Genomic DNA, 24,302 nt, shown 5'->3' with positions numbered 1-24,302 from the left:
GCCCTCTCGGATCGGCCGGGCCACAAGCCCGGCCCAGAGAGGCCCCGTCAGGTACAACTACCCAAGTCCTTAGGAGGGACCTAGTGGCTAAGGCTAAGTTCGAGCGGACTAAGCCGCACGTGAACATTGGCACCATCGGACACGTCGACCACGGCAAGACCACCTTGACCGCGGCGATCACCCGGGTGCTTCACGACGAATTCCCGGATCTGAATCCGTTCACCCCGTTCGATGAGATCGACAAGGCGCCGGAAGAGAAGCAGCGCGGCATCACGATCAACATCGCGCACGTCGAATACGAGACCGCGAAGCGTCACTATGCTCACGTTGACGCGCCGGGTCACGCCGACTACATCAAGAACATGATCACCGGCGCCGCCCAGATGGATGGCGCCATCCTGGTTGTGGGCGCGGACGACGGCCCCATGGCCCAGACGCGCGAGCACGTGCTGCTGGCCCGCCAGGTTGGCGTGCCGTCGCTGCTGGTGGCCCTGAACAAGTCCGACATGGTCGAGGATGAGGAAATCCTCGAGCTGGTCGAACTGGAGGTCCGCGAACTGCTCAGCTCGCAGGGCTTCGACGGCGACGACGCGCCTGTGGTGCGCGTCTCGGCGCTGAAGGCCCTGGAAGGCGACCCTGAGTGGTCCGCCAAGGTCAAGGAGCTGATGGACGCGGTCGACGACTACATCCCGGACCCGATCCGCGACATGGACAAGCCGTTCTTGATGCCGATCGAGGACGTCTTCACCATTACCGGCCGCGGCACCGTGGTGACCGGCAAGGTCGACCGCGGCAAGCTGCCGATCAACTCCGAGGTGGAGATCTTGGGCTTGCGTCCCACGCAGAAGACCATCGTCACCGGCATCGAGATGTTCCACAAGTCGATGGACGAGGCCTGGGCGGGCGAGAACTGCGGCCTGCTGCTCCGCGGCATCAAGCGTGAAGAGGTCGAGCGCGGCCAGGTTGTGGCCAAGCCCGGCACCATCACGCCGCACACCCAGTTCGAGGCCCAGGTTTACGTCCTCAACAAGGACGAGGGCGGGCGCCACAACCCGTTCTACTCGAACTACCGGCCCCAGTTCTACTTCCGCACCACGGACGTCACCGGCGTCATCACGCTGCCGGAGGGCACCGAGATGGTCATGCCCGGCGACAACACCGAGATGACGGTCGAACTGATCCAGCCCATCGCCATGGAAGAGGGCCTGGGCTTCGCCATCCGCGAGGGCGGCCGCACGGTCGGCTCCGGCCGGGTGACCAAGATCATCAAGTAGTCAGGCTCCGAACGCGCGGCGACGCGCGCTCCGGCCGAAAAGGGCCGGGCAGGTGAAAACCCGCCCGGCCCTTCTTCTTGTGTCCCCTCCATCAAATCGGGGACGGTGATTTCTTCGAAAGATGGGGACACACATCGCGCGGCGACGCCCGGCGACCCGGTTCCCCTCGGGCGGCTTGGAACACGTGCCCGTGAACCGCCGCAACTGGCGGTTCTCAACTGGCGAGATGTGATCTACACCATAGGTCGCCGTGCTCCGAAGGCGCGGAAACTGGTGCCATGGCTGGGGCTTCGGGTGATCGGATGGCGTCTGATTATCCGTGGGGCTGCGTGTACCGGACGGGCGGCGCCCCCGGGCGCCGCCGGGACTGCCAGGGCAGACGCGCCGGTGGCGGTGGCCGGGCCGGCCGTGCCGGACAGGGCGATCAATCGTCTCATCAGAGCTTCGGGCCTGCCCAGGCCGGAGCGGGTGCCGTGGGCTCGAGCGGTTCCACGGGGGCAACGGGTTCGTGGCGGCGCCACCGGCCCCCGCACCCGCCCAACCGCTACCCGCATCCATCAGCGGGGCCGTATCCGGGACGTCCGGGCCGGCGGCGCGTTCACAGGGCCGAGCGGTCGGCGGCGGTGTTGGTCTCGGTTGGGGCGCTGGCCGGAGTGGGCCTTGGGTTCTTGACGACTTGGGCCTACGCGCTGATCGGTGCCTGGGGAACGGTGTCGGTGGCCTATTTGGCCGGCGTCTGGGGAAGCATCATGCGGCTTGACGGACGTCAAACCGCCGCGCACGCCACCGAAGACGACCCGGGCCGCCGGACCATGGACTTGATGCTGGTGGTCGCGGCGCTGGTGTCGCTCGCGGACGTGGTCTACGTGCTGGCGGGCTCGCGTGCCTCGGCCGGCGCGCAAGTGGCGCACGCCATTGGCGGCCTTGTGTCGGTGGCGCTGAGCTGGGCGGTCATCCACACCCTCTACACCCTGCGTTATGCCCGCCTGTATCACCGCCATGGGTGCGGGATTGACTTCAACTCCAACCAACTGCCGTCCTACCTCGACTTCGCCTATGTGGCCTTCACCGTGGGCATGGCCTACCAAGTCTCCGACACGGGCATCACGAGCCAGCCCATCCGCCGCGACATTCTGCGCCACGCGCTGCTGTCCTATCTGTTCGGCACGGTCATCCTCGCCGCCGCGGTCAACCTGGTCATGGGCCTGGCCTGAACGCCGCGCGGACAGGCCGGGCCGGGTCCAGTCGATTCCCAGGCACGGGTACTACCGTCGTTCCTGACGGAACACAACCTTCGGTCCATCGGGGGCCGGGAGAGCCAGCTAGGATTGAGACATATCCTGTCAGGCTCAGAGAGGAGCGAATAGTGGAAGAGACACAGCCCTCAGAATTCCAGTTCGAGATCGAACAGGTCTTCTTGTTTGAGGACAAGGGGACGGCGATCTCGGGATTGGTCGAGTTAGGAAGAATCGGCGCCGGCCAGGCGATTGACATACATGGCCTGCACGCCAGGCGGCACGGGAAGATCGAAGCCATCGTCATCAACGGCGAACGCGTGGAAGAAGTCGAGGAAGGCTTCGTCTGCACGCTGCTGGTGACGGAGCTGACGCCGGGCCACATTGGGCCGGGCATGCTGGCGACGCACCAAGGCGGCGAGAGGCACAAGGAACTGCGCGAGCGGGTGCCCAGAGAGTATTCGCCGCTGGCGGCCTAGCCGCGCCGGGCTGGCGCCAAGACCTGAGGCGGGTCAACCGAAACGGTTGGCCCGCCTTTTGGCGCAAGGACCGGTTGGCTGGCGCCCCCGTCAAGAGCCAGGGCAACAAAAGCCAAGGCAACAAAAGCCAGGGCAAGGCGATTCGCGGGCCGGCCGAACGGCATCGGGCAGAGCGGCGGCGGCCCCACACCGGCGATGCGGGCGGCGGCGGGACGAACCGCCGAGCCGATTTCACAACCGGGCTGGAATCTGGCAAGATAGTCCGGTTGCCTGGCACCGGCCAGGCGGCCGTCGGCCTGCGCGAACCCGCCCTGCGGGGGCGCTGGGGCCGAGACCAAACCCTCGATCCAGGCGAATGCGCGGCGGAGCCATGGGCCCAACGCGCGACACGCCCGAGCGCGGGGGGCGGTCAAACCATAATCGGGAACGAAACGTAGGAGATGGGTCACGCCATGGCTGGACAGAAGATCCGGATACGGCTGAAGTCGTATGACCACCAGGTCATCGACTCGTCGGCGCGGAAAATTGTGGAGACCGTGACGCGCGCGGGCGCAACCGTGGTTGGCCCGGTGCCGCTGCCGACCGAGAAGAACGTCTACTGCGTGATCCGGTCCCCCCACAAGTACAAAGACAGCCGCGAGCACTTCGAAATGAGGACGCACAAGCGGCTGATTGACATCATTGACCCCACCCCCAAGGCGGTTGACAGCCTGATGCGGCTGGACCTGCCGGCGGATGTGAACATCGAGATCAAGCTGTAGCGACGGGCGAGGACTGACGACAAGATGACTACCGTTTCCCAGAAAGTACGCCCCACGGCGGCGCTGCTGGGCACCAAGCTCGGCATGACCCAGGCGTGGGACGCCGAAGGCCGAGTGGTGCCCCTGACCGTGATCGAGGTGGGCACGAACGTGGTGACGCAGGTGCGCACCGAGGAAGTGGACGGCTACAGCGCCGTCCAACTGGGCTATGGCGAGGCCAAGGCCAGGCGCGTCACCCAGCCCATGCAGGGCCATTTCGACAAGGCGAAGGTTGACCCGCGCCGCTACCTGGCGGAGGTCAGGCTGGCTGATTCCGACTCTTACAAGCCGGGCCAGGAATTGACCGCCGAGGTGTTCGAGGCGGGGCAGCGCGTAGACGTGGCCGGCACCACGAAGGGCAAAGGCACCGCCGGCGTCATGAAGCGGCACGGGTTCGCGGGCGTGGGCGCCTCGCACGGCTCCCACCGGAACCACCGCAAGCCCGGCTCGATCGGCGCTTGCGCCACGCCAGCCCGTGTTCTGAAAGGCATGCGCATGGCCGGCCGAATGGGCAACGCCCGTCAAACCACGTTGGGCCTGCTGGTCCACGCGGTCGACACGGACAAAGGCCTGATCCTGGTCAAAGGCGCCGTGCCCGGCCCCAGGGGCGGCGTTGTGCTGGTGCGCTCGGCCGTGAAGGGAGCCTGAGTCAGATGCCGACCGTCAAAGTGTTGAACCCCGCCGGCGAGAAGGCCGGCAAAGCAGATTTGCCCGATGCCGTCTTCGACGTTCAGACGAACGTCCCGTTGATCCACCAGGTCGTGGTGGCCCAGTGGGCGGCGGCCCGCCAAGGCACCCACGCCACCAAGACCCGTGGCATGGTCTCCGGCGGCGGCCGCAAGCCGTACCGGCAGAAGGGAACCGGCCGGGCCCGTCAGGGTTCGACCAGGGCTCCGCAGTTCGTTGGCGGCGGCGTGGTCCATGGACCGCAGCCCCGCGACTATTCGCAGCGGACCCCGAAGAAGATGAAGGCGGCGGCGCTGCTCGGGGCGTTGTCGGACCGCGCCCGCCATGACCGCGTGCACGTGGTGACGGGTTTTGTGGACGGCGATGAGCCGTCCACCAAGGCGGCGGCGGCGGTCCTCGCCAAGCTGACCGACCGCAGGCGGGTGCTGGTGGTGATCACCAGCGAAGACACGCTCTCACGGCTGTCGGTGCGCAACCTGCCGGACGTGCACTGGCTGACCGCCGGCCAGCTCAACACCTATGACGTCATGGTGTCTGACGATGTGGTTTTCACAGCCGACGCCTTGGCGGAGTTCTTGGCCGGCCCGAAGTCCGGCCTGGAGCCGGCGGACCAGCCAGACGAGCCAGCGAAGGAGGAAGCGGAATGAGCAAGATCGCCCTGCAGAAGAACCCCAGGGACATCATCATCAAGCCGGTCGTCTCGGAGAAGAGCTACGGTCTGATCGACGAGGGCAAGTACACGTTCATCGTGGCGCCCACGGCCAACAAGACCGAGATCAAGATCGCGATCGAGAAGATCTTCGACGTGAAGGTCGCCTCGGTCAACACTCTGAACCGCCAGGGCAAGACCCGCCGGACCCGTTACGGGGAAGGCCGGCGCAAGTCGACCAAGCGGGCGGTTGTGACCTTGCGCGAGGGCACCATCGACATCTTCGGCGCGCCGATCTCCTGAAAGCGAAGGTAGACCGACATGGCTATTAGGAAATACAAACCGACCACACCGGGCCGACGCGGCGCGTCGGTCTCCGACTTCGCTGAGATCACCCGTTCGCGGCCGGAGAAGTCGCTGGTCAGGCCGCTGACTAAGACGGGCGGGCGGGATTCGTCCGGCCACATCAGCTCGCGCCACCGGGGCGGCGGACACAAGCGGGCGTATCGCCTGATCGACTTCCGCCGCCACGACAAGGACGGCGTGCCGGCCAAAGTGGCGCACATCGAATACGATCCGAACCGGACGGCCAGAATCGCGCTGCTGCATTACGCCGACGGCGCCAAGCGCTACATTCTGGCCCCGAACCGTCTGCGCCAAGGCGACCGGGTCGAAGCCGGGCCGGACGCGGACATCAAACCGGGCAACAACCTGCCGATGCGCTACATCCCGCTGGGCACCGTCATCCACGCGGTGGAGTTGCGGCCGGGCGGCGGAGCGAAGCTGGCCCGCAGCGCGGGCGCCTCGATCCAGTTGGTCGCCAAGGAGGGCAAGTTCGCCCAGTTGCGGCTGCCGTCCGGCGAGATCCGGAACGTCGACCTGCGGTGCCGGGCGACTGTGGGAGAGGTCGGCAACGCCGAACAATCCAACATCAACTGGGGCAAGGCCGGCCGGATGCGCTGGAAGGGCCGTCGGCCCCACGTGCGCGGCGTGGCCATGAACCCGATTGACCACCCGCACGGCGGCGGCGAGGGCAAGACGTCAGGCGGCCGCCACCCGGTCAGCCCCTGGGGCAAGCCGGAGGGCCGCACCCGCAAGCCCGGCAAACCGTCCGACAAGCTGATTGTGCGGCGGCGCCGCACCGGCAAGAAGCGTTGATCTGAAGCGTCGATAGGGAGATAAGAAACAGATGCCTCGCAGCCTCAAGAAGGGTCCCTTCGTTGACGATCACCTTCAAAAGAAGGTCGACGAACACAACGCCAAGGGCCTGAAGACCGTGATCAAGACTTGGTCGCGCCGCTCAATGATCACGCCCGATTTCTTGGGCCACACCTTCGCCGTCCACGACGGCCGCAAGCATGTGCCGGTCTTCGTGACCGAATCGATGGTGGGCCACAAGCTGGGCGAGTTCGCGCCCACGCGCACTTTCCGCGGCCACGAGAAAGACGACAAGAAGGGACGGCGCCGCTGATGAGCCCCGACTCCGACAAGTCCGGCCGCAAGCGGTCCGAGGGCGACGTGGTGGAACTCACCCAATCCTCAAGGCTGGACCGCAAGCGGGCGCGCAAGGCCGCCCACAAACAGGTGGTCGACCTGACCGCAGGCAAAGCCAGCGCCCGCTACGTCAGGGTGACGCCCATGAAGGCGCGCCGGGTTGTGGACCTGGTGCGCGGGATGGACGCCAATGACGCCATCACCACGCTCAAGTTCGCGCCGCAGGCGGCCAGCCTGCCGGTGCGCAAGGTGCTTCAGTCGGCCATCTACTCGTTGACCGACAAACGCGACCAGGCCGGTTTGGACACCAACCGGGAGAGGCTCTACGTGGCCGAGGCGTACGTTGACGAGGGCCCCACCATGAAGCGTTTCCGGCCCAGGGCCAAAGGTCGCGCGGACCGCGTGCTGAAGCGGACCAGCCACATCACCATGGTGATCCGGCAGGCCGATGAGACCGGATTCAAGCCGCGCTACCTGCCCGGCCATAAGCCGTCCAGCCAACCAAACAAGCAGAGGGCATTGAAGAAGGGGAGGACCCGCTAGTGGGACAGAAGGTCAACCCGCTGGGTTTCCGCCTGGGGATCACCACCGACCACCGCTCGCGGTGGTTCGCCGATTCGACGAAGGCCGGTCAGCGCTACCGCGACTATGTGCGTGAAGACATCCAGATCCGGCGGCTGATGGCCACCGGGCTGGAGCGCGCCGGCGTGGCCAAAGTGGAGATCGAGCGCAGCCGCGACCGCGTCCGGATCGACATCCACACCGCCCGGCCCGGCATTGTGATTGGCCGGCGGGGTGCCGAGGCGGACCGGATCCGGGGCGAGTTGGAGAAGCTGACGGGCAAGCAGGTTCAGCTGAACATTCTCGAGGTCAAGAACCCCGAGCTGAACGCGCAACTGGTGGCACAGGGCATTGCCGAACAGCTGGCCAGCCGCGTGTCGTTCCGCCGGGCCATGCGCAAGGGCTTGCAGTCCGCGCAGCGCGCTGGCGCCAAAGGCGTGAGGGTGCAGTGCTCGGGCCGTTTGGGCGGCGCGGAAATGTCCCGGTCGGAGTTCTACCGGGAAGGCCGCGTGCCGCTGCACACTCTGCGCGCCAACATTGACTACGGCTTCTTCGAGGCCCGCACCACCTTTGGGCGGATCGGCGTGAAGGTGTGGATCTACAAGGGCGACATGACCGAACGCGAATTCGCCCGCCAGCAGGCGGCGGCGCCCAGGCCGGCTCGCGGCCGGGGTGAGCGCGGTGACCGGGGCGACAGAGGCGACCGGGGCGACCGTCCCCGTGGCCGTCGCTCCGATGGCGCCCCCCGTCAGTCAGCCGATCAGGCGCCAGTGGGCGCCGCGAGTGGAACGGAGGCCTGAGTCATGCTCATCCCTCGTCGCATCAAGCACCGCAAGCAGCACCACCCGAAGCGGTCGGGCCGCGCCAAGGGCGGCACCACCATCGCGTTTGGCGACTTCGGGATCCAGGCGCTGGAAGCGGCGTACCTGACGAACCGTCAGATCGAGGCCGCTCGTATCGCCATGACCCGCCACGTCAAGCGCGGCGGCAAGGTCTGGATCAACGTTTTCCCGGACCGGCCGCTGACCAAGAAACCAGCCGAGACCCGGATGGGTTCCGGCAAGGGCTCACCCGAATGGTGGGTGGCCAACATCAAGCCCGGCCGGGTGGTTTTCGAACTGGCGGGCGTGCCGGAGGCGTTGGCCCGGGAGGCTATGAGCCGGGCCATGCACAAACTCCCCATGAAGTGTCGTTTTATCCGCCGAGAGGGTGGTGAATGATCATGGCAGTCGGCTCTAAAGACCTGATGCCGGACAAGCTGGACCTGCTCGACAACGAACGCCTCGTGGCGGAACTGGGCCGGGCCAAGGAGGAACTGTTCAACTTGCGTTTCGCGTCCGCCACCGGCCAACTCGAATCCCATGGCCGCCTCAAGGCCGTCAAGAGGGACCTCGCCCGCATCTACACCGTTCTGCGCGAACGCGAGCTGGGCATCCGCACCGCGCCGACCTCGAATGTGGAGGCTGAGAAGAAGTGACTAGTGAGACCGAAGCTCCGGCCAGGACCTCGCACCGCAAGACGCGGCGCGGGGTGGTGGTCAGCGACAAGATGACCAAGACGGTCGTGGTCCGCCTTGAGGACCGGGTCAAGCACCCGCTTTACGGCAAGGTCATGACCCGCGTCTCCAAGGTCAAAGCCCATGACGAGGCCGAGACGGCCGGCGTGGGGGACTTGGTGTTGATCATGGAGACCCGCCCGCTCAGCGCCACAAAGCGCTGGCGCGTGGTGGAGATTCTCGAGAAGGCCAAGTAGCCAGGAGGGTTTGGAACCATGATTCAACAAGAAACGCGCCTGAAAGTGGCGGACAACACCGGAGCCAAGGAAATCCTCTGCATTCGGGTGTTGGGCGGCTCCGGCCGGCGTTACGCGTCGATCGGGGACACCATCGTGGCGACGGTCAAGGATGCCATCCCGGGCGGCAACGTCCGCAAAGGCGATGTCGTCAAGGCGGTCGTGGTGCGGGTGACGAAGGAACGCCGCCGCCCGGACGGCAGCTACATTCGTTTTGACGAGAACGCCGCGGTCATCCTGAAGCCGGATGGCGAACCGCGCGGCACCCGCATCTTCGGCCCGGTGGGCCGGGAACTGCGGGAGAAGCGGTTTATGAAGATCATTTCGCTGGCCCCGGAGGTGTTGTGACCATGGCCAAAATCAAGAAGCACGACTTGGTCCAGGTGATCTCTGGACGGGACGCCGGCAAACAGGGCCGCGTCTTGGAGGTCTTGAAGGACTCCGACCGCCTGATCGTCGAGGGGGTCAACCGGGTGATCAAGCACACCAAGGTGGGCCAGTCGGCGCGTGGCGCCAAGACCGGCGGCCGGGAGACCATTGAGGCACCGATCCACGTCTCCAACGTGATGGTGGTGGACCCGGAGACCCGCGAGCCCACCCGCGTTGGGCACCGCATTGAGACAGTCGAGCGCGACGGCCGCCTACGCCAGGTTCGCGTCCGTTACGCCAAGAAGTCGGGTAAGGAGCTTTAGCCGATGGCCAGCAAGACGAAAGAGGCCGCCAAGGTGTCCGATGCCGCCGAGTCGGTTCGCACGCCGCCTCGCCTGAAGGTTCGCTACCGCGAGCAGATCGTTCCCGCCTTGCGGGAGCAGTTCGGCCTGGCGAACATCAACCAGGTGCCCAAACTGACCAAGATCGTGGTCAACATGGGCGTGGGGGAGGCCGCGCGGGACTCGAAGCTGATTGACGGGGCGGTTGCCGATCTGGCGCTGATCACCGGTCAGAAGCCGACCGTGACCAAGGCGCGGAAGTCGATCGCGCAGTTCAAACTGCGCGAGGGCATGCCGATCGGGGCTCACGTCACATTGCGGGGCGACCGCATGTGGGAGTTCTGCGACCGTTTGTTGACGATCGCGCTGCCCCGCATCCGCGACTTCCGCGGGCTCAGCGATCGGCAGTTCGACGGCCAGGGCAACTACACCTTCGGATTGACAGAGCAATCGGTCTTCCATGAGATCGACCAAGACCACATTGACCGGGTTCGGGGCATGGACATCACACTGGTGACCACCGCGACCACTGACGACCAGGGCCGGGCGCTGCTGAAGCAGCTCGGCTTCCCATTCAAGGAGAACTGATTTGGCTAAGAAGGCTCTCATCGTCAAAGCCGCCCGCACCCCGAAGTTCAAGGTGCGGGGGTACACGCGCTGCAACCGCTGCGGCCGGCCGCGCAGCGTCTACCGCAAGTTTGGGCTGTGCCGGGTGTGTCTGCGCGAGTTGACGCACCGCGGCGAACTGCCCGGAGTAACGAAGTCCAGCTGGTAATCAACTACGCCACAGGTCCTGGCGGCCCCCGCGCAGCGGGCGCCGCGCGGGAAACCGGGGCGAGGAAGGTGGGGACACCCACATGACAATGACCGATCCGATTGCGGACATGCTGACCCGCATCCGCAACGCCAACGCGGCGCACCACGAAAGCGTGGAGATGCCGTACTCGAAGATGAAGGCTGGGATTGCCCAGATCCTCCAGCAGGAGGGGTACATTGCGGCCTGGTCCAAGGAGGAGGCGCCGGTGGGCGCGACTCTGCGGGTCGAGTTGAAGTACGGCGCCAACCGCCAGCGGGCGCTGGCCGGGGTGCGCCGGATCTCCAAGCCCGGCCTGCGCGTCTACGCCAAGTCGACCAACTTGCCGCGAGTGCTGGGCGGACTGGGAATCGCGATTCTGTCGACGTCATCGGGCCTGTTGACTGACCGGCAAGCGGCCAAGAAAGGCGTGGGCGGGGAAGTCCTCGCCTACGTCTGGTAGGAGGAAGGCAAAATGACATCGCGTATTGGCAAGCTGCCGGTTCCGGTTCCGGCCGGGGTGGACGTGACGATCGACGGCCGCAGAGTGACGGTCAAGGGTCCCAAGGGCACCCTCAGCCGCGAGTTGCCGGAGCCGGTCTCCGTGACGCGGGACGAGGCCGGGGCCGTGGTGGTGACCGTGCCGGACGAGGAGCGCCGCTCCCGTTCAATGCACGGGCTTTCGCGCACCTTGGTGGCCAACATGGTGACAGGGGTGACCGACGGCTACACCAAGGTGTTGGAGATCGTGGGCACCGGCTACCGTGTGGTGGCCAGGGATGCCGACCTGGAGTTTTCGCTCGGTTTCTCGCACCCAGTGTTCGTGAAGGCCCCCGAGGGGATCACGTTCACCGTCGACATCCCGACCCGCTTCTCGGTCTCGGGGATCGACAAGGAGCAAGTCGGCGAGGTCGCCGCGAATATCCGCAAACTGCGCAAACCCGAGCCGTACAAGGGCAAAGGCGTGCGTTACCAAGGCGAAGTTGTCCGCCGCAAGGTTGGAAAGGCTGGTAAGTGAGCATGGCGACGGTATCTCGTTCCGTCCAGCGGGCCAAGCGGCACCGCCGGGTGCGCAAGCTGGTCAAGGGCACCCCCGGGCGTCCCCGCTTGGTTGTCACCCGCTCAGCCCGCCACATGTTGGCGCAGGTCATTGACGATTCGGTGGGACACACCCTGGTTTCGGCCTCGACCATGGAAGCCGACCTGAGGGAGTCGAAAGCGGACAAGACCGCAAAGGCCAAGCGCGTCGGCGAGCTGATCGCCGAGCGGGCCAAGGAAGCCGGGATCGAGGCGGTGGTGTTCGACCGCGCCGGTCACAAGTACCACGGCCGGGTGGCCGCCGTCGCGGACGGCGCCCGCGAGGGCGGTTTGAAGCTGTGAGCACCGGCGGCGTGGCAACCCCGCGTTCGGACCGGCTGGCCGGTCCCACCCAGGGCACCGAAAAGAAAGCGCAGATGAAGCAGAACGACGGAAGGCAGAGCATCTGATGGCTGGCGAGCAGCGAGTGGGCGGGGAGTCGAATGACCGCCGCGACGGCCAGGACCGCCAGGGCGGCGGTCGGCGCGATTCCGGTCGGCGCGACCAGCGGCGGGGCGGGCGCGGCGAAGACGACCGCAACCAGTTCCTGGAGCGGGTTGTCTCGATCAACCGGGTCGCCAAGGTCGTCAAGGGCGGCCGCCGGTTCTCCTTCACCGCCCTAGTGGTGGTGGGAGACGGCGACGGAACGGTCGGCGTGGGCTACGGCAAAGCCAAGGAAGTTCCGGCCGCGATCGCCAAGGGCGTGGAGGAGGCCAAGAAGTCGTTCTTCAAGGTGCCGCGCATCCAAAAGACCATCCCGCATCCCATCCAGGGTCAGGCGGCAGCCGGGTCGGTCTACTTGCGTCCCGCCGCGCCGGGCACCGGCGTGATCGCGGGCGGCCCGGTCCGGGCGGTGCTCGAGTGCGCGGGCGTGCATGACGTGCTGTCGAAGTCGCTCGGGTCATCCAACGCGATCAACATTGCCCACGCGACCGTGGCGGCGTTGAAAGCGCTCGAAGAGCCTCAATCGGTGGCGGTCCGGCGCGGCCTGCCGCTGGAAGATGTGGCGCCGGCCCCGCTTCTGCGGGCGCAGGCCGCTGGCGTTGCGAGCGCGAAGGAGAAATCATGACGACTTTGAGGATCACACAGATCAAGTCCGGCATTGGGGGACGGCAAAACCAGCGTGAGACGCTGCGCACCCTGGGTCTGAGGAAGATTGGCCAAACCGTCGAGCGGACTGAGACCCCCTCAGTGCGCGGAATGGTTCGGACCGTGGCGCACCTGGTGAAAGTTGAGGAGATTGACTGACCATGGCTGAAGACAAGGACCTGGCGAAGGCGGCCGAGGAAGCCGAAGCCGCCAAGCCGGCGAAAGCCCCGAAGGCCGCCAAGCCGGCCAAGGCTGAAAAGGCCGACAAGCCGGAGAAGGCCGAGGAAGCCAAAGCCGCCAAGGCTGAAAAGGCTGGAGAGGCTGGGGAACCAGTCGGCGGCGAAAAGCCCGCCAAAGCGGACAAGGCCAAGGCCGCCAAGCCGGCCAAAGCAGAAAAGGCAGAGGCGACCGAGGCCGACGCGACGGCATCGGCGGCTGCGAAGACTGAAAAGGCTGAAAAGACCGAAAAGGCAGCCGAATCGGTCGAGGATGAGGCCGAGGAAGTTGCGGCGACCCCCAGAGGGCCCAAGAGCCACGTGCTCAAAGTGCACCATCTGCGTCCGGCGCCGGGCTCCAAGAAGGCCAAGACCCGGGTGGGGCGCGGTGAGGGATCCAAGGGCAAGACCGCTGGGCGCGGCACCAAAGGAACCAAGGCGCGCAAGAACGTCCCGGCGCGGCTCGAAGGCGGGCAGATGCCGCTGCACATGCGGCTGCCCAAGCTGCGCGGTTTCAAGAACCCGTTCCGCACCGAATACCAGGTGGTCAATCTGGGCCGCCTCGCCGAACTGTACCCGGACGGCGGGCAGGTCACCTCGGAAGACCTGGTGGCGCGGGGAGTCGTCAGGGACGGCTACCCGGTAAAGGTGCTGGGCGACGGCGAGATCGGCGTCAAACTGGAAGTCAGTGTCGAAGCGCTGTCGGGCTCGGCCAAGGAGAAGATCCTGGCCGCAGGCGGCAGCGTCAACAGCTAGAGTGGGACGAGCCATGATCACCGACCGAACGGGCGCGTAGATCATGGCTGGCCCCATCCTTGAGGGAGGACCCCCGTGCTAGGAACATTCGCCAAGGCGTTCAGGACGCCCGACCTGCGCCGCAAGCTGCTGTTCACCATCGGCATCATGGTTCTGTTTCGGCTGGGCTCGTTTATCCCCACGCCGGGCGTGGATTACGCGGCGATCAACTCGATCCAGAAGCAGGCTTCGGGAAACGACCTGCTGGGCCTGATCAACCTGTTCTCCGGCGGCGGCCTGCTGCAACTGTCGGTGTTCGCGTTGGGGATCATGCCGTACATCACGGCCAGCATCATTGTGCAATTGCTGCGGGTGGTCATCCCGAGGTTTGAGGCGCTGCACAAAGAGGGCCAATCCGGGCAGACCAAGCTGACTCAGTACACCCGCTACCTGACCATCGCTTTGGCCATTCTGCAGTCCACCGCCGTCATCACGACCGCCCGCAGTGGCGCGCTGTTTGGCCAGACGGGCACGGACACCAAGATCATCGATCCGGACACGCCCTGGACCGTGGCCTTGATGATCATCACCATGACCGCCGGCACCGGCCTGATCATGTGGCTGGGCGAACTGATCACCGAGAAAGGGGTCGGCAACGGCATGTCGTTGCTGATCTTCACCTCGATCGTGGCAGGCTTCCCCGGCTCCATGGGCCAGATTCTGGGATCCTCCAGCGGCGGCGTCACCAACTTCATCGTGGTGCTGGTGGTGTTCGTGGGCGTGATCGGCGCGATCGTGTTCGTGGAGCAATCCCAACGGCGCATCCGGGTCCAATACGCCAAGCGGATGGTTGGGCGCCGGACCTACGGCGGCTCCACCACGTACATCCCGATCAAGATCAACACGGCCGGCGTCATCCCGATCATCTTCTCCTCCTCGCTGTTGACCATGCCGTCCATGATCACCCAGTTCGTCTCCGATCAGTCGAACCCGGTTGTGCAATGGATCCAGATGAACCTGGGGCAGACCGACGCGCTCTACATGATCCTGTACGCGGCGTTGACCATCTTCTTCTGCTTCTTCTACACCGCCATCACCTTCAACCCCGAAGAGGTGGCGGACAACATGAAGAAGTACGGCGGTTTCATTCCGGGCATCCGCGCGGGTCGGCCGACCGCCGAATACTTGGCCTATGTGATCAACCGCATCACCACCCCCGGCTCGATCTACCTGGCCATGGTCGCTTTGATCCCACAGGTTTTGTTCGGCTTCATGGGGATCAACCAGAACTTGCCCTTCGGCGGCACCACATTGCTGATCATTGTGGGCGTCGGCCTGGACACGGTCAAACAGATCGAGTCGCAACTCCAGCAGCGTCACTATGAGGGCTTCTTGAGGTGACCGGTCGCCGGCTGGTGCTGCTGGGCCCTCCGGGCTCCGGCAAAGGCACGCAAGGCGACTTGCTGGCCGCCCGGCTGGGGATTCCGACCGTTTCGACCGGCGCGCTGTTCCGCGACCAGATGGCCCGCGGCACCGCTTTGGGCGTTGAGGCCCAGACCTACATAGCCCAAGGCCACCTGGTCCCGGACCGGGTCACCAACGCGATGGTGAAGTCCCGGCTGGCCGCCGCCGATGCCGTCCCAGGCTTCATCTTGGACGGCTACCCCCGCAACGTCCCCCAGGTGGCGGTGCTGGAGGAGATCCTGTCCGCCCAAGGCTGGTCGCTTTCCGGGGCGTTGTCGCTGGAGTTGCCCGAAGAGTTGATCGTGGACCGCCTTCTGAAGCGGGCTTTGATCGAGGGCCGGCCCGATGACACGGAGCCGGTCATCCGCCAACGGTTGGCCGTCTACCACCGCGAGACGGAGCCGATCATCGAGGTCTACCGCGAAGCCGGGCTGCTCTTGCCGGTGGACGCGGTTGGAACAGTCGCGGAGGTGACGGCGCGGATAACCCACGTGCTGGAGCTCAGGGAGCCGGGGGCCCCGGCTTGACCTTGTTGCGGCGCGAACGCATCGAGTTGAAGACGCCGAACCAGATTCGCAAGATGCGCGCCTCCGGGCTGATCACGGCTGCGGCCTTGGCGGCCGTGCGGGAAGCGCTGGTCCCCGGCGCGGTGGCCCGCGAGGTGGACGCGGTGGCGGAGGCCGTTATCCGGGCGGCCGGGGCCATCCCGAACTTCCTGGGCTATGAGGGCTATCCGGGCTCGATCTGCTTCTCCGTCAACGACGTTGTGGTGCACGGCATCCCGGAGGATCAAGTGCTGCGACCGGGCGACGTGGTGTCGATCGACTGCGGGGCGGAACTGAACGGGTGGCATTCCGACGCGGCCATCACGGTGGGAGTGGGCCAGGTCGACCCCCGTTCGGAGGTCCTGATCGAGGCGACACGGGCGGCCCTGTGGGACGGGATCGCAGCCTTCGCGCGCGCGGAGCATGTGGGCCAGATCGGCCGCGCCATCGAGGCCTCCGTCCGGGAATCCGAGCCGTCCTTTGGGATTCTGCGCGAATACGTGGGCCACGGGATAGGCACCGCCATGCACATGGCCCCGGACGTGATTAACTTCGCCGGGCGGGAACGCGGCCCTAGGATCCGCCCCGGCTTGGTCTTGGCTATTGAGCCGATGGTGGTCGAAGGCTCGATCGCCACCTCGGTCGACGCGGACGGCTGGACCGTCCGCACGGTCGACGCCTCAAGGGCGGCCCACTGGGAGCACACGGTGGCCCGCACCCCAGACGGCATTTGGGTGCTGACGGCGCCAGACGGCGGCAAAGCGGAACTAGCCGCCCGCGGCGTCGAAATAGCCCCCCTCTAGCCAGACCTCTTCTAGCCAGAATGGCGAAGTCGCCGTCTTCGGCTTCCGCCCAGAGGCGCACGGGGAGGCGGGCGGGTCGCCGGACCGGCGCCAGGCCTCCCAGCGAGGGAGAAGCGGCGACGGATGGGCAAGAGCAGTTGCGGGGATGGCGTAGACTATCCCGTTGGACCTGTGCGCCTTGGCCCTGACGGGCCATCTTGCCACGCGCGCAATCACCACCAACCAGGCACTAGCGGAGGAAAACAGCGGAGGAATATGGCCAAGAAGGAAGGTGTTATCGAGATCGAGGGCACCGTGGTCGAGGCTCTACCGAACGCGATGTTTCGCGTCGAGTTGACGAACGGACACCGTGTTCTGGCCCATATCTCGGGCAAGATGCGCCAGCACTACATCAGGATCCTGCCTGAGGACCGCGTGGTGGTGGAGCTCAGCCCCTACGACTTGGACCGTGGCCGCATTGTCTACCGCTACAAGTAGGAGTTGAAGAACGTGAAGGTCAAACCATCCGTCAAAAGGATCTGCGAGAAGTGCAAGGTCATCCGGCGCCACGGCACCGTGATGGTAATCTGCGAAAACCCGCGCCACAAGCAGCGTCAAGGCTGACCGGGCGCACATAACCAAAGACCCACCGCCACCGCGCGCCCACCTGGACCGCGCGGCCACCCCCGGTTGGAGGCCGGGGCTCGTCAGCTAAGACGAACCGCTGCGAGAGGCGATGGGTCCAGACCTCCACTGACTCTTTAGGGAGTGAAGCCTCATGGCTCGTCTAGTCGGTGTCGATTTGCCGCGTGAAAAGCGCGTCGAAATCGCTCTCACCTACATCTTCGGCGTGGGCCGGACCCGCGCCACCGAAACCCTCAAAGCCACCGGGGTGAACCCGGACACACGGGTCAAAGACCTGACCGATCAAGACCTGGTGGCGCTCAGGGATTACATCGAAGCCAACTACCGCGTCGAGGGCGACCTTCGGCGCGAAATCCAGGCTGACATCCGCCGCAAGGTGGAGATCGGCTCCTACCAGGGCATCCGGCACCGCCGGGGCCTGCCTGTCCACGGGCAGCGGACCAAGACCAACGCGCGCACCCGAAAGGGCCGCAAGCGCACAGTGGCCGGCAAGAAGAAGGCCGGCAAGAAGTAACTGGGCGCGGAACGTTATCCGCCGAGCACGCCCAACAAAGCAAGCAGCGATCAAGCAAGCAAGGAGACAGGCAGAACATGCCCCCCAAGACTCGTCAAGGAGCGCGGAAGGTCCGGCGCAAGGACAAGAAGAACGTCCCGCACGGACACGCGCACATCAAGTCAACCTTCAACAACACGATCGTGTCGATCACGGATCAGTCCGGGGCCGTGCTGGCCTGGGCCTCGTCCGGCCAGGTCGGTTTCAAGGGCTCGCGCAAGTCGACGCCCTTCGCCGCCCAACTGGCCGCGGACCAGGCCGCCAGGCGCGCCCAGGACCACGGGGTCAAGAAGGTCGACGTGTTCGTCAAGGGCCCCGGCTCCGGCCGTGAGACCGCCATCCGCTCGCTCCAAGCCGCGGGCCTGGAAGTCGGGTCGATCACGGACGTGACCCCGCAGGCCCACAACGGCGCCCGGCCCCCCAAGCGGCGCCGGGTTTAGGACCCAACCGGACGGCATCGGGCAAAGATTTTGGACGATGCCGTGCCAAGACCGCGCGGCGGACCGAGGCCGCGCGGCTCTCACCACGAAGCGGGACCTCAAATAGCGGGGGCCCCGAGACAAGGAAGAACAAGCAGTGCTAATCGCACAACGACCCACTCTGACCGAAGAGCCGGTTTCCCAGTTCCGGTCGCGTTTTGTCATTGAGCCCCTGGAGCCGGGTTTCGGCTACACCCTGGGAAACTCGCTGAGGCGGACTTTGCTGTCCTCGATCCCCGGTTCGGCGGTGACGTCGATCCGGATTGACGGCGTGCTCCACGAGTTTTCCACGGTGCCGGGCGTGAAAGAGGATGTCACCGAGATCATCCTGTCCCTGAAGAACCTGGTGGTCTCCTCGGAGCATGACAGCCCCGTGGTGATGTACCTGCGCAAACAGGGTCCGGGCGAGGTGACCGCCGCTGACATCACCCCGCCGGCCGGCGTGGAGGTCCACAACCTGGACCTGCACATCGCCACGCTGAACGCCAAGGGCAAGCTGGAGATCGAACTGACGGTTGAGCGCGGGCGGGGCTATGTCTCGGCCGTGCAGAACAAGTCGATCGACGCGGAGATCGGGCGCATCCCGATCGACTCGATCTATTCGCCCGTCCTAAAGGTGGGCTACAAGGTCGAGGCCACCCGCGTGGAGCAGCACACGGACTTCGACCGCTTGATCATTGACGTTGAGACCAAGAAGGCCATCACGCCGCGCAGCGCCATGGCCTCGGCCGGCAAGACCCTGACCGAATTGTTCGGGCTTGCCCGCGAGCTCAACCCGGAGGCCGAAGGCGTGGAGATCGGGCCCAGCCCGACCGACGCGGCCCTGGCCGCCGATCTAGCCCTCCCGGTCGAAGACCTCGACCTGACCATCCGGTCCTACAACTGCCTCAAGCGCGAGGGGATCCACACCGTCGGTGAACTGGTGGCGCGCTCGGAGGAAGACTTGTTGGACATCCGCAATTTCGGCGCCAAGTCGATCAACGAGGTCAAGGAGAAGCTGACCTCGCTGGGGTTGTCGCTGAAGGATTCGCCGCTCGAGTTCGACTCGATTGGACTGGGCACCACGCCCGAGTTCAGCGAGGACGACGCCAGTTTCTGACCATTCTTTAGGAGATTTGAGATGCCTACTCCGACCAAGGGAGCCCGGCTGGGCGGCGGTCCGGCGCACGAGCGGCTGATTCTGGCCAATCTGGCCACGCAGCTCTTTGAACACCATTCGATCACGACAACGCTGGCCAAGGCCAGGCGGCTGCGGCCGCAGGCCGAGCGGCTGATCACCTTCGCCAAGCGCGGGGATTTGGCCGCGCGGCGCCGCGTCATGCGGACCATCCGCGACAAGTCCGTGGTCCATTTCCTGTTCACGGAGATCGGCCCGGCGATGGCCGACCGCCCGGGCGGTTACACCCGCATTGTCAAGCTGAACCCCCGCAAGGGCGACAGCGCGCCGATGGCCGTGATCGAGTTGGTCATGGACCCGGTCCAGCCGAAGGCCAAGAAGAAGAAGGCCGCCGCGGCCCGCGAGGCGGCAGGCGACGACACGGCCGCCGATGCCGTCGACCAGGACGCGCCCGAGGGTTCCGACGCCGAGGTGGCCGAGGCAGCCGACGTGTCGAACGCTGACGCGGCCGATGCGGCCGACCCTCTGGAGGGCGTGGAGCCGGACCCCGAAGGGGCGGTCGAATCGGCCGAGCCTTTGGCCGAGGCGAACGAGTCGCCCGAGGTGGGAGACATGGCGGACTCGGCCGAACTCCTTCAGGAGCAGGCCGAAGAAGACGCCATCAAGGCCGAGTTGGCACGGGATCCGAAGGACGACGAGGCCTGATCCGGGCGTCGGGGCGCCAGCGCCCCGGAAAGTGCAAGGCAAACCCCGGTTTGCTTGCAATATGAGGCTGACGCTGCAAGTTCTCTTGCAGCGTGGGGCCGAAGATGCAAGCCAAACCGGGGTTTGCTTGCAATATGAGGTCGGTGCCGCAAGGCTTCTTGCAGCGTGGGGCCGAAGGCGCGCTCGATAGTCCGGTTCACTCGCGACACCGGGTCGTTGGAGCAGGCTGAGGCCGGGCTCCGAGGCCGGGCGCAGCCAAGTGTTCTCCTTGCGTTCACCCTGCGTTTACCTGAATCGCCCCGTCAGTTAGGGCTGGCCCCCTAGCGTCGTTTCTGAAATGACCAGAGCAGAAACGAAAGAGGGCCTAATGAAGCTAGGCAATGCGAAGAAGGTGGCCGCCACGGCCACCGCCGCAGGCGTGATCTTGGCCGCGTTGGCTGGATGCGCCGCGAATGAAGACCAGCCGGGCGGCGGGGCCGCCGGCAACTCGTCCGGTCCCGCCCAAGAACAACTCACGGGCGAGCTGAACGGCGCGGGGGCCTCCTCCCAGAGCGCCGCCCAAGAAGCGTGGCGGGCCGGCTTTGTCGGTCTCCAGAACGGCGTCACCGTGAATTACGAGCCAGCGGGCTCCGGCCCCGGCCGCGAGCAGTTCACGGCTGGCGGCCTGGGCTTTGTCGGCACGGACGCCCCGTTCAAAGCGGATGAGGCCCAGGGCGGACATGCCTCCTGCGCCGCCGATTCGGCCTTGGTCGAGGTGCCGGTCTACATCTCGCCGATTGTGGTGGCCTTCAACTTGGAGGGAGTCGACTCCCTCAACCTGGCGCCAAACGTGATAGCGGACATCTTCACCGGGAAGATCGCCAACTGGAACGACCCGGCCATCGCCAAGGACAACCCCGACGCCCAGTTGCCGGATCTCAAGATCAGCCCGGTCCACCGGTCCGACAAGTCGGGGACCACCGGGAACTTCACCGACTACCTGGCCGCGACCGCGCCGGAGGCGTGGACCGCCGGGGAGACCGAGGAGTGGCCTGAGGCCGGCGGCGAAGGCGCGGAGAAAACCCAGGGCATGGTCGGAGCGCTGACCGCCGGCAACGGCACCATCGGCTACGTGGACGCGGGCCAGGCCAAGGCGCTGAGCTGGGCGTCCATCAAGGTGGCGGACCAGTGGGTCAAAGCCTCGCCGGAGGGGGCCGCCAAAGCCGTCTCCGAGTCAAGCCTGGAGACCGGCCGGGGCGAAGGCGACGTGGTCTACGAATTGAACCGCACCACCGAGGCGGCGGGCGCCTACCCGCTGATCCTGGTCAGCTACCTGGTCGCGTGTGAAAAGTACCAAGACGCCAACACCGCCAAGCTGGTGTCCGCCTACTTCAAGTACGTCACCTCGGACGCGGGCCAGCAGGCCGCCGCCGCGAACGCCGGTTCGGCGCCGCTGACCTCCGAGGAGGGCCTCAGCGCGAAAGTGAGCGCGGCGGTTGAACGCATCGGCTCTTGAGCTAGCCCCAGCCGCCGGCCGGGTCCACGGGGGGATCCCGGCCGGCGTGGGCGCGTCCGGGGAACGCGGTTTCCGGGGCGCGATGAGGGGGGCGGCCATCGCTGTCGCGCTCGTGTTGGCCGGAGTCCTGACCTTCCTGGTGATCAAGGGCGGGCCGGCTTTCTTCGCGGGCGCGGGCGACCTGCCCGCCCATGCGACTGACTTCTTCTCCCTGGCCGCGCCCTTGGCGTTCGGATCGGCCTGGGTCGCGGTGATCGCCTTGGCCTTCGCCGCGCTGCCCGCGATCGGAGTGGCCCTGGCCTCGACGATCTACGCCCCGTCTCCCCGCTTTGGGCGGTTCTTGGGCGCGGTCCTGGACTTGCTCGCGGCCGTACCCTCGGTGGTTTTCGGCCTGTGGGGGTTGATGGTTCTAGCCCCGGCCATGGTCCCGCTCTATGAGTGGCTGCACGGCCATCTGGGCTGGTTGCCCTTCTTCTCCGGCGACCCGTCGGTGACCGGACGGACGGTCCTGACGGCCGGTCTGGTGGTAGCGGTGATGATTCTGCCGATCATGGCGGCGATGTGCCGCGAAAGCTTCGCCCTCACCCCGCCCCCCCTGATCGAGGCCGCCTACGCCCTGGGTGCGACCCGTTGGGAGATGGTCCGCACGGCCGTGCTGCCCGTCGCCCGCTCGGGGATCGTGGCCGGGGGCATGCTGGGATTGGGCCGGGCGCTCGGCGAGACGATGGCGGTCGCCATGGTCCTCAGCGCCACACCCGGTCTGATCTCGGTCAACCTGATCTCCTCGGAGAATCCGCCCACCATCGCCGCGTTCATCGCGTCGGCCTTCCCGGAGTCGACCGGCTCCAAGGTCAGCGCCCTGATTGGGCTTGGGCTAGTGCTGTTCGCCATCTCGTTGGTGGTCTCGATTGTCGGCCGCCGCTTCGCCAAGAAGGGGGTGGCCAAGTGACGTTGACGTTGACCCGGCGAGAAACGTCCGCCGATGCCGCCACGACACTTCGCGCCTCCCGCCCGACTTGGCGCCGCCGGAGCAAGAACGCGCTGGCCACCGGCGCGGTGGTGGGCGCGGCCGTGCTCACGGCCGTGCCCCTGACGCTGGTCATCTGGGCGGCGATCCAACGGGGCAGCGAGCGTCTCGACTTGGCTTTGTTCAGCAACTCGATGCGCGGCGTGGTGGGACAGGGCGGCGGTTTGCTGCACGCCCTCACCGGCACGCTCCTGATCACGGCCGCGACCGCCGCGATCGCGATCCCGTTGGGCGTGAGCGCGGCCATCTACCTCACCGAATACGGCGACCAAACCCGGTTGGCGTCGCTCACGCGCCGAGCCGTGGACATTATGGTGTCCATCCCGTCCATTGTGGCGGGTCTGGCCGCCTACGCCTTGTTTTCCCTGCTCCTCGGACCGGGCACGCGCTCCGGCCTGGCCGGCGCGGTCGCCTTGGCCATGATCATGATCCCGGTGGTGGTGCGCGCTTCGGAGGAGGTGCTCCGGTTGGTGCCCGGCGACTTGCGGGAGGCGGGGCTGGCGCTCGGGTCGCCGCGCTGGCGGGTGATCCGCAAGATCGTCCTGCCGACAGCCTTGCCCGGCCTGACGGCCGGGGCGGTGCTCGGGGTGGCCCGAATCATCGGCGAAACGGCGCCGCTGCTGCTGGTGGCGGGCTTCACGGACGCCATGAACTACAACCTGGCGGAGGGGCGCATGGCCACCCTGCCGGTCTTCATCTACACGCAATGGTCTTCCAAGGGCCTGGACACGGCCGCCTACGACCAGCGCGCCTGGGCGGGCGCCCTGGTGTTGATGGCCGTGGTGGTGGCGCTGCAACTCGCCGCCCGCGCCTTACCCCCGCAAATCGCCAAACTGAGGAGAAATCGATGACCGCCACGGTCCCCAATTCGATCAAAGCAGGCCAGAGCGCAGGCCAGATAACGGTCCGCCCCGCCGCCCCGGGGCCGGCCGTGGCAGGGGCGGGCACGGGACCGGCGGCCACAGCCGTGCCCGCGCCGCCCCTGCCGAAGGCGGTCGGCTCAATGTCGATCGACACTGTCTCTTGCTATTACGGGTCGCATTTGGCCGTGGCCGACGTGTCCTTGGAAATACCGGGACGCGCTGTGACCGCCTTCATTGGCCCGTCGGGCTGCGGCAAGTCGACCTTGCTGCGGGCGATCAACCGCATGCACGAGGTCATCCCCGGAGCGCGGGCGGTCGGCTCCGTCAAACTGGACGGAGTGGACCTCTACAGCAAGGGGATCGACCCGGTCTCGGTCCGCTCCAAGGTCGGCATGGTCTTCCAGAAGCCGAACCCGTTCCCAGCCATGTCGATCAAGGACAACGTTCTAGCCGGGCTGATCATCCGGGGCGCCCGCCCCAGGGGAGAGGCCGCCGACGAGCTGGTGGAGCGGTGCTTGACCAGGGCGCACCTGTGGGACGAGGTCAAGGACAGGCTGAAGAAGTCCGGCGACTCGCTGTCCGGCGGGCAGCAGCAGCGGCTTTGCATAGCCCGCGCGATCGCCGTCCAACCGGACGTGGTGCTGATGGACGAACCGTGCTCCGCCCTGGACCCGATCTCCACCCTGGCGATCGAGGAGTTGATGCGGGACTTGGCCCGCGACTACACGGTGGTGGTGGTGACGCACAACATGGCCCAAGCCAACCGGATCTCCGACGTGACGGCGTTCTTCTCGCTGGCCAGCGCCGGACAGCCGGGCCGCCTGGTCGAATCCGGTCCCACGGCCGAAATCTTCTCCGCCCCGAAGGTGACCGCCACCAGGGATTACATTGACGGCCGGTTTGGCTGAGCAACCTCCCCGCGCCTAAAGTGGGTACCGTGCCAGTGGCCATGGAGTGGGTGGCCGGGGGCGCCCTGGGGGCCACCCTGGCCCTGATCACCAACCCGATCTGGGCCTGGCTGTTCCACCGCACCGCCGA

The 24,302-nt window shown here is 66.4% G+C and carries 36 protein-coding genes and 1 pseudogene; all 37 read left to right on the top strand.

From position 1 onward, the window contains the following. The first annotated feature begins 83 nt into the window (after window positions 1-83). The 37 genes and pseudogenes from tuf to pstB all read left to right on the top strand — a co-directional run bounded on the left by tuf (window position 84) and on the right by pstB (window position 24,172). Window positions 84-1,274: an elongation factor Tu gene (tuf, locus tag LBC97_15190; GenBank protein MDR2567374.1), complete on the top strand. Its 1,191-nt coding sequence runs from the start codon at window positions 84-86 to the stop codon at window positions 1,272-1,274. Between the two features lie 623 nt (window positions 1,275-1,897). Then, complete coding sequence (locus tag LBC97_15185) at window positions 1,898-2,488, top strand: DUF1345 domain-containing protein (protein ID MDR2567373.1); 591 nt, start codon at window positions 1,898-1,900, stop codon at window positions 2,486-2,488. Window positions 2,489-2,640: 152 nt separating this feature from the next. Continuing rightward, a complete protein-coding gene (locus LBC97_15180; protein ID MDR2567372.1) occupies window positions 2,641-2,988 on the top strand; it encodes a hypothetical protein in 348 nt (115 codons plus the stop codon). A gap of 452 nt (window positions 2,989-3,440) precedes the next feature. Beyond that, window positions 3,441-3,749 carry a 30S ribosomal protein S10 gene (gene rpsJ, locus LBC97_15175; GenBank protein ID MDR2567371.1) on the top strand — a complete coding sequence of 103 codons (309 nt, stop codon included), beginning with the start codon at window positions 3,441-3,443 and terminating at the stop codon, window positions 3,747-3,749. Window positions 3,750-3,773: 24 nt separating this feature from the next. Continuing rightward, on the top strand, window positions 3,774-4,436 hold the full coding sequence (gene rplC / locus LBC97_15170; protein ID MDR2567370.1) for a 50S ribosomal protein L3: 663 nt from the start codon (window positions 3,774-3,776) through the stop codon (window positions 4,434-4,436). A gap of 5 nt (window positions 4,437-4,441) precedes the next feature. Continuing rightward, window positions 4,442-5,122 (top strand): 50S ribosomal protein L4, encoded by a 681-nt coding sequence (gene rplD, locus LBC97_15165; protein ID MDR2567369.1) that lies wholly within the window; start codon window positions 4,442-4,444, stop codon window positions 5,120-5,122. After that, window positions 5,119-5,427, top strand: a complete 309-nt coding sequence (gene rplW, locus LBC97_15160) for a 50S ribosomal protein L23 (protein ID MDR2567368.1) — start codon at window positions 5,119-5,121, stop codon at window positions 5,425-5,427. Before rplD ends, rplW begins: the two co-directional genes overlap by 4 nt. Window positions 5,428-5,445: 18 nt before the next feature. After that, on the top strand, window positions 5,446-6,282 hold the full coding sequence (gene rplB / locus LBC97_15155; GenBank protein ID MDR2567367.1) for a 50S ribosomal protein L2: 837 nt from the start codon (window positions 5,446-5,448) through the stop codon (window positions 6,280-6,282). A 31-nt stretch (window positions 6,283-6,313) separates the two neighbouring features. After that, window positions 6,314-6,595 carry a 30S ribosomal protein S19 gene (gene rpsS / locus LBC97_15150; GenBank protein ID MDR2567366.1) on the top strand — a complete coding sequence of 94 codons (282 nt, stop codon included), beginning with the start codon at window positions 6,314-6,316 and terminating at the stop codon, window positions 6,593-6,595. 113 nt (window positions 6,596-6,708) lie between these two features. Further along, window positions 6,709-7,083: pseudogene (gene rplV, locus LBC97_15145) on the top strand (50S ribosomal protein L22). 77 nt (window positions 7,084-7,160) lie between these two features. Continuing rightward, complete coding sequence (gene rpsC / locus LBC97_15140) at window positions 7,161-7,979, top strand: 30S ribosomal protein S3 (GenBank protein ID MDR2567365.1); 819 nt, start codon at window positions 7,161-7,163, stop codon at window positions 7,977-7,979. 3 nt (window positions 7,980-7,982) lie between these two features. Then, window positions 7,983-8,399 (top strand): 50S ribosomal protein L16, encoded by a 417-nt coding sequence (gene rplP / locus LBC97_15135; GenBank protein MDR2567364.1) that lies wholly within the window; start codon window positions 7,983-7,985, stop codon window positions 8,397-8,399. 2 nt (window positions 8,400-8,401) lie between these two features. Continuing rightward, window positions 8,402-8,656 carry a 50S ribosomal protein L29 gene (gene rpmC, locus LBC97_15130; GenBank protein MDR2567363.1) on the top strand — a complete coding sequence of 85 codons (255 nt, stop codon included), beginning with the start codon at window positions 8,402-8,404 and terminating at the stop codon, window positions 8,654-8,656. Beyond that, the gene (gene rpsQ / locus LBC97_15125) at window positions 8,653-8,931 is read left to right on the top strand and encodes a 30S ribosomal protein S17 (protein MDR2567362.1); all 279 of its coding nucleotides are present in this window, start codon (window positions 8,653-8,655) and stop codon (window positions 8,929-8,931) included. Before rpmC ends, rpsQ begins: the two co-directional genes overlap by 4 nt. 18 nt (window positions 8,932-8,949) lie before the next feature. After that, window positions 8,950-9,318, top strand: coding sequence for a 50S ribosomal protein L14 (gene rplN / locus LBC97_15120; GenBank protein MDR2567361.1), 369 nt, complete (start codon window positions 8,950-8,952; stop codon window positions 9,316-9,318). A 2-nt stretch (window positions 9,319-9,320) separates the two neighbouring features. Beyond that, window positions 9,321-9,662, top strand: coding sequence for a 50S ribosomal protein L24 (gene rplX, locus LBC97_15115; GenBank protein ID MDR2567360.1), 342 nt, complete (start codon window positions 9,321-9,323; stop codon window positions 9,660-9,662). 3 nt (window positions 9,663-9,665) lie between these two features. Further along, window positions 9,666-10,268, top strand: coding sequence for a 50S ribosomal protein L5 (gene rplE / locus LBC97_15110; GenBank protein ID MDR2567359.1), 603 nt, complete (start codon window positions 9,666-9,668; stop codon window positions 10,266-10,268). Window position 10,269: 1 nt separating this feature from the next. Beyond that, on the top strand, window positions 10,270-10,455 hold the full coding sequence (locus tag LBC97_15105; protein MDR2567358.1) for a type Z 30S ribosomal protein S14: 186 nt from the start codon (window positions 10,270-10,272) through the stop codon (window positions 10,453-10,455). A gap of 82 nt (window positions 10,456-10,537) precedes the next feature. Beyond that, complete coding sequence (gene rpsH / locus LBC97_15100; GenBank protein ID MDR2567357.1) at window positions 10,538-10,936, top strand: 30S ribosomal protein S8; 399 nt, start codon at window positions 10,538-10,540, stop codon at window positions 10,934-10,936. A gap of 12 nt (window positions 10,937-10,948) precedes the next feature. Next, window positions 10,949-11,491 (top strand): 50S ribosomal protein L6, encoded by a 543-nt coding sequence (gene rplF / locus LBC97_15095; protein MDR2567356.1) that lies wholly within the window; start codon window positions 10,949-10,951, stop codon window positions 11,489-11,491. 2 nt (window positions 11,492-11,493) lie between these two features. Continuing rightward, complete coding sequence (gene rplR, locus LBC97_15090; GenBank protein MDR2567355.1) at window positions 11,494-11,853, top strand: 50S ribosomal protein L18; 360 nt, start codon at window positions 11,494-11,496, stop codon at window positions 11,851-11,853. A gap of 106 nt (window positions 11,854-11,959) precedes the next feature. Next, window positions 11,960-12,619, top strand: a complete 660-nt coding sequence (rpsE, locus tag LBC97_15085; protein ID MDR2567354.1) for a 30S ribosomal protein S5 — start codon at window positions 11,960-11,962, stop codon at window positions 12,617-12,619. After that, complete coding sequence (rpmD, locus tag LBC97_15080; protein ID MDR2567353.1) at window positions 12,616-12,798, top strand: 50S ribosomal protein L30; 183 nt, start codon at window positions 12,616-12,618, stop codon at window positions 12,796-12,798. The genes rpsE and rpmD overlap by 4 nt, the downstream gene beginning before the upstream one ends. Window positions 12,799-13,175: 377 nt before the next feature. Beyond that, window positions 13,176-13,610, top strand: coding sequence for a 50S ribosomal protein L15 (gene rplO, locus LBC97_15075; GenBank protein MDR2567352.1), 435 nt, complete (start codon window positions 13,176-13,178; stop codon window positions 13,608-13,610). 75 nt (window positions 13,611-13,685) lie between these two features. Beyond that, entirely contained in the window at window positions 13,686-14,990 is a 1,305-nt protein-coding gene (secY, locus tag LBC97_15070; protein ID MDR2567351.1) for a preprotein translocase subunit SecY, read from the top strand. Next, window positions 14,987-15,580, top strand: a complete 594-nt coding sequence (locus tag LBC97_15065; GenBank protein MDR2567350.1) for an adenylate kinase — start codon at window positions 14,987-14,989, stop codon at window positions 15,578-15,580. The genes secY and LBC97_15065 overlap by 4 nt, the downstream gene beginning before the upstream one ends. After that, on the top strand, window positions 15,577-16,401 hold the full coding sequence (gene map, locus LBC97_15060; protein MDR2567349.1) for a type I methionyl aminopeptidase: 825 nt from the start codon (window positions 15,577-15,579) through the stop codon (window positions 16,399-16,401). Before LBC97_15065 ends, map begins: the two co-directional genes overlap by 4 nt. Window positions 16,402-16,656: 255 nt before the next feature. Continuing rightward, window positions 16,657-16,878, top strand: coding sequence for a translation initiation factor IF-1 (gene infA, locus LBC97_15055; protein ID MDR2567348.1), 222 nt, complete (start codon window positions 16,657-16,659; stop codon window positions 16,876-16,878). A gap of 12 nt (window positions 16,879-16,890) precedes the next feature. Further along, complete coding sequence (gene rpmJ / locus LBC97_15050; GenBank protein ID MDR2567347.1) at window positions 16,891-17,004, top strand: 50S ribosomal protein L36; 114 nt, start codon at window positions 16,891-16,893, stop codon at window positions 17,002-17,004. 154 nt (window positions 17,005-17,158) lie between these two features. After that, window positions 17,159-17,539 (top strand): 30S ribosomal protein S13, encoded by a 381-nt coding sequence (rpsM, locus tag LBC97_15045; protein MDR2567346.1) that lies wholly within the window; start codon window positions 17,159-17,161, stop codon window positions 17,537-17,539. 77 nt (window positions 17,540-17,616) lie between these two features. Continuing rightward, the gene (rpsK, locus tag LBC97_15040) at window positions 17,617-18,018 is read left to right on the top strand and encodes a 30S ribosomal protein S11 (GenBank protein MDR2567345.1); all 402 of its coding nucleotides are present in this window, start codon (window positions 17,617-17,619) and stop codon (window positions 18,016-18,018) included. A gap of 136 nt (window positions 18,019-18,154) precedes the next feature. Continuing rightward, window positions 18,155-19,156, top strand: a complete 1,002-nt coding sequence (locus LBC97_15035; GenBank protein MDR2567344.1) for a DNA-directed RNA polymerase subunit alpha — start codon at window positions 18,155-18,157, stop codon at window positions 19,154-19,156. A 21-nt stretch (window positions 19,157-19,177) separates the two neighbouring features. After that, window positions 19,178-19,879, top strand: a complete 702-nt coding sequence (gene rplQ, locus LBC97_15030) for a 50S ribosomal protein L17 (protein ID MDR2567343.1) — start codon at window positions 19,178-19,180, stop codon at window positions 19,877-19,879. Window positions 19,880-20,246: 367 nt separating this feature from the next. After that, window positions 20,247-21,374: a phosphate ABC transporter substrate-binding protein PstS gene (locus tag LBC97_15025; GenBank protein MDR2567342.1), complete on the top strand. Its 1,128-nt coding sequence runs from the start codon at window positions 20,247-20,249 to the stop codon at window positions 21,372-21,374. Continuing rightward, window positions 21,355-22,323, top strand: a complete 969-nt coding sequence (gene pstC / locus LBC97_15020; protein ID MDR2567341.1) for a phosphate ABC transporter permease subunit PstC — start codon at window positions 21,355-21,357, stop codon at window positions 22,321-22,323. The genes LBC97_15025 and pstC overlap by 20 nt, the downstream gene beginning before the upstream one ends. Next, window positions 22,320-23,252 (top strand): phosphate ABC transporter permease PstA, encoded by a 933-nt coding sequence (pstA, locus tag LBC97_15015; protein MDR2567340.1) that lies wholly within the window; start codon window positions 22,320-22,322, stop codon window positions 23,250-23,252. Before pstC ends, pstA begins: the two co-directional genes overlap by 4 nt. Window positions 23,253-23,404: 152 nt before the next feature. Beyond that, the gene (pstB, locus tag LBC97_15010; protein ID MDR2567339.1) at window positions 23,405-24,172 is read left to right on the top strand and encodes a phosphate ABC transporter ATP-binding protein PstB; all 768 of its coding nucleotides are present in this window, start codon (window positions 23,405-23,407) and stop codon (window positions 24,170-24,172) included. Window positions 24,173-24,302 lie beyond the last annotated feature (130 nt).

This window comes from Bifidobacteriaceae bacterium (assembly GCA_031281585.1).
Classification (GTDB): domain Bacteria; phylum Actinomycetota; class Actinomycetes; order Actinomycetales; family WQXJ01; genus JAIRTF01.
The sequence above is the reverse complement of the archived record's forward strand: the minus strand, read 5'-3'. Positions and strand labels throughout refer to the sequence as shown.

Bases quoted from the DNA above. Each gene is read 5' to 3' on its own strand.
- rpsJ (MDR2567371.1), top strand. From the start codon at position 3,441: ATGGCTGGACAGAAGATCCGGATACGGCTGAAGTCGTATGACCACCAG.
- rplC (MDR2567370.1), top strand. From the start codon at position 3,774: ATGACTACCGTTTCCCAGAAAGTACGCCCCACGGCGGCGCTGCTGGGC.
- rplD (MDR2567369.1), top strand. From the start codon at position 4,442: ATGCCGACCGTCAAAGTGTTGAACCCCGCCGGCGAGAAGGCCGGCAAA.
- rplW (MDR2567368.1), top strand. From the start codon at position 5,119: ATGAGCAAGATCGCCCTGCAGAAGAACCCCAGGGACATCATCATCAAG.
- rplB (MDR2567367.1), top strand. From the start codon at position 5,446: ATGGCTATTAGGAAATACAAACCGACCACACCGGGCCGACGCGGCGCG.
- rpsS (MDR2567366.1), top strand. From the start codon at position 6,314: ATGCCTCGCAGCCTCAAGAAGGGTCCCTTCGTTGACGATCACCTTCAA.
- rplP (MDR2567364.1), top strand. From the start codon at position 7,983: ATGCTCATCCCTCGTCGCATCAAGCACCGCAAGCAGCACCACCCGAAG.
- rpmC (MDR2567363.1), top strand. From the start codon at position 8,402: ATGGCAGTCGGCTCTAAAGACCTGATGCCGGACAAGCTGGACCTGCTC.
- rplN (MDR2567361.1), top strand. From the start codon at position 8,950: ATGATTCAACAAGAAACGCGCCTGAAAGTGGCGGACAACACCGGAGCC.
- rplX (MDR2567360.1), top strand. From the start codon at position 9,321: ATGGCCAAAATCAAGAAGCACGACTTGGTCCAGGTGATCTCTGGACGG.
- rplE (MDR2567359.1), top strand. From the start codon at position 9,666: ATGGCCAGCAAGACGAAAGAGGCCGCCAAGGTGTCCGATGCCGCCGAG.
- rpsH (MDR2567357.1), top strand. From the start codon at position 10,538: ATGACAATGACCGATCCGATTGCGGACATGCTGACCCGCATCCGCAAC.
- rplF (MDR2567356.1), top strand. From the start codon at position 10,949: ATGACATCGCGTATTGGCAAGCTGCCGGTTCCGGTTCCGGCCGGGGTG.
- rplR (MDR2567355.1), top strand. From the start codon at position 11,494: ATGGCGACGGTATCTCGTTCCGTCCAGCGGGCCAAGCGGCACCGCCGG.
- rpsE (MDR2567354.1), top strand. From the start codon at position 11,960: ATGGCTGGCGAGCAGCGAGTGGGCGGGGAGTCGAATGACCGCCGCGAC.
- rpmD (MDR2567353.1), top strand. From the start codon at position 12,616: ATGACGACTTTGAGGATCACACAGATCAAGTCCGGCATTGGGGGACGG.
- infA (MDR2567348.1), top strand. From the start codon at position 16,657: ATGGCCAAGAAGGAAGGTGTTATCGAGATCGAGGGCACCGTGGTCGAG.
- rpsM (MDR2567346.1), top strand. From the start codon at position 17,159: ATGGCTCGTCTAGTCGGTGTCGATTTGCCGCGTGAAAAGCGCGTCGAA.
- rpsK (MDR2567345.1), top strand. From the start codon at position 17,617: ATGCCCCCCAAGACTCGTCAAGGAGCGCGGAAGGTCCGGCGCAAGGAC.
- rplQ (MDR2567343.1), top strand. From the start codon at position 19,178: ATGCCTACTCCGACCAAGGGAGCCCGGCTGGGCGGCGGTCCGGCGCAC.
- LBC97_15025 (MDR2567342.1), top strand. From the start codon at position 20,247: ATGAAGCTAGGCAATGCGAAGAAGGTGGCCGCCACGGCCACCGCCGCA.
- pstB (MDR2567339.1), top strand. From the start codon at position 23,405: ATGTCGATCGACACTGTCTCTTGCTATTACGGGTCGCATTTGGCCGTG.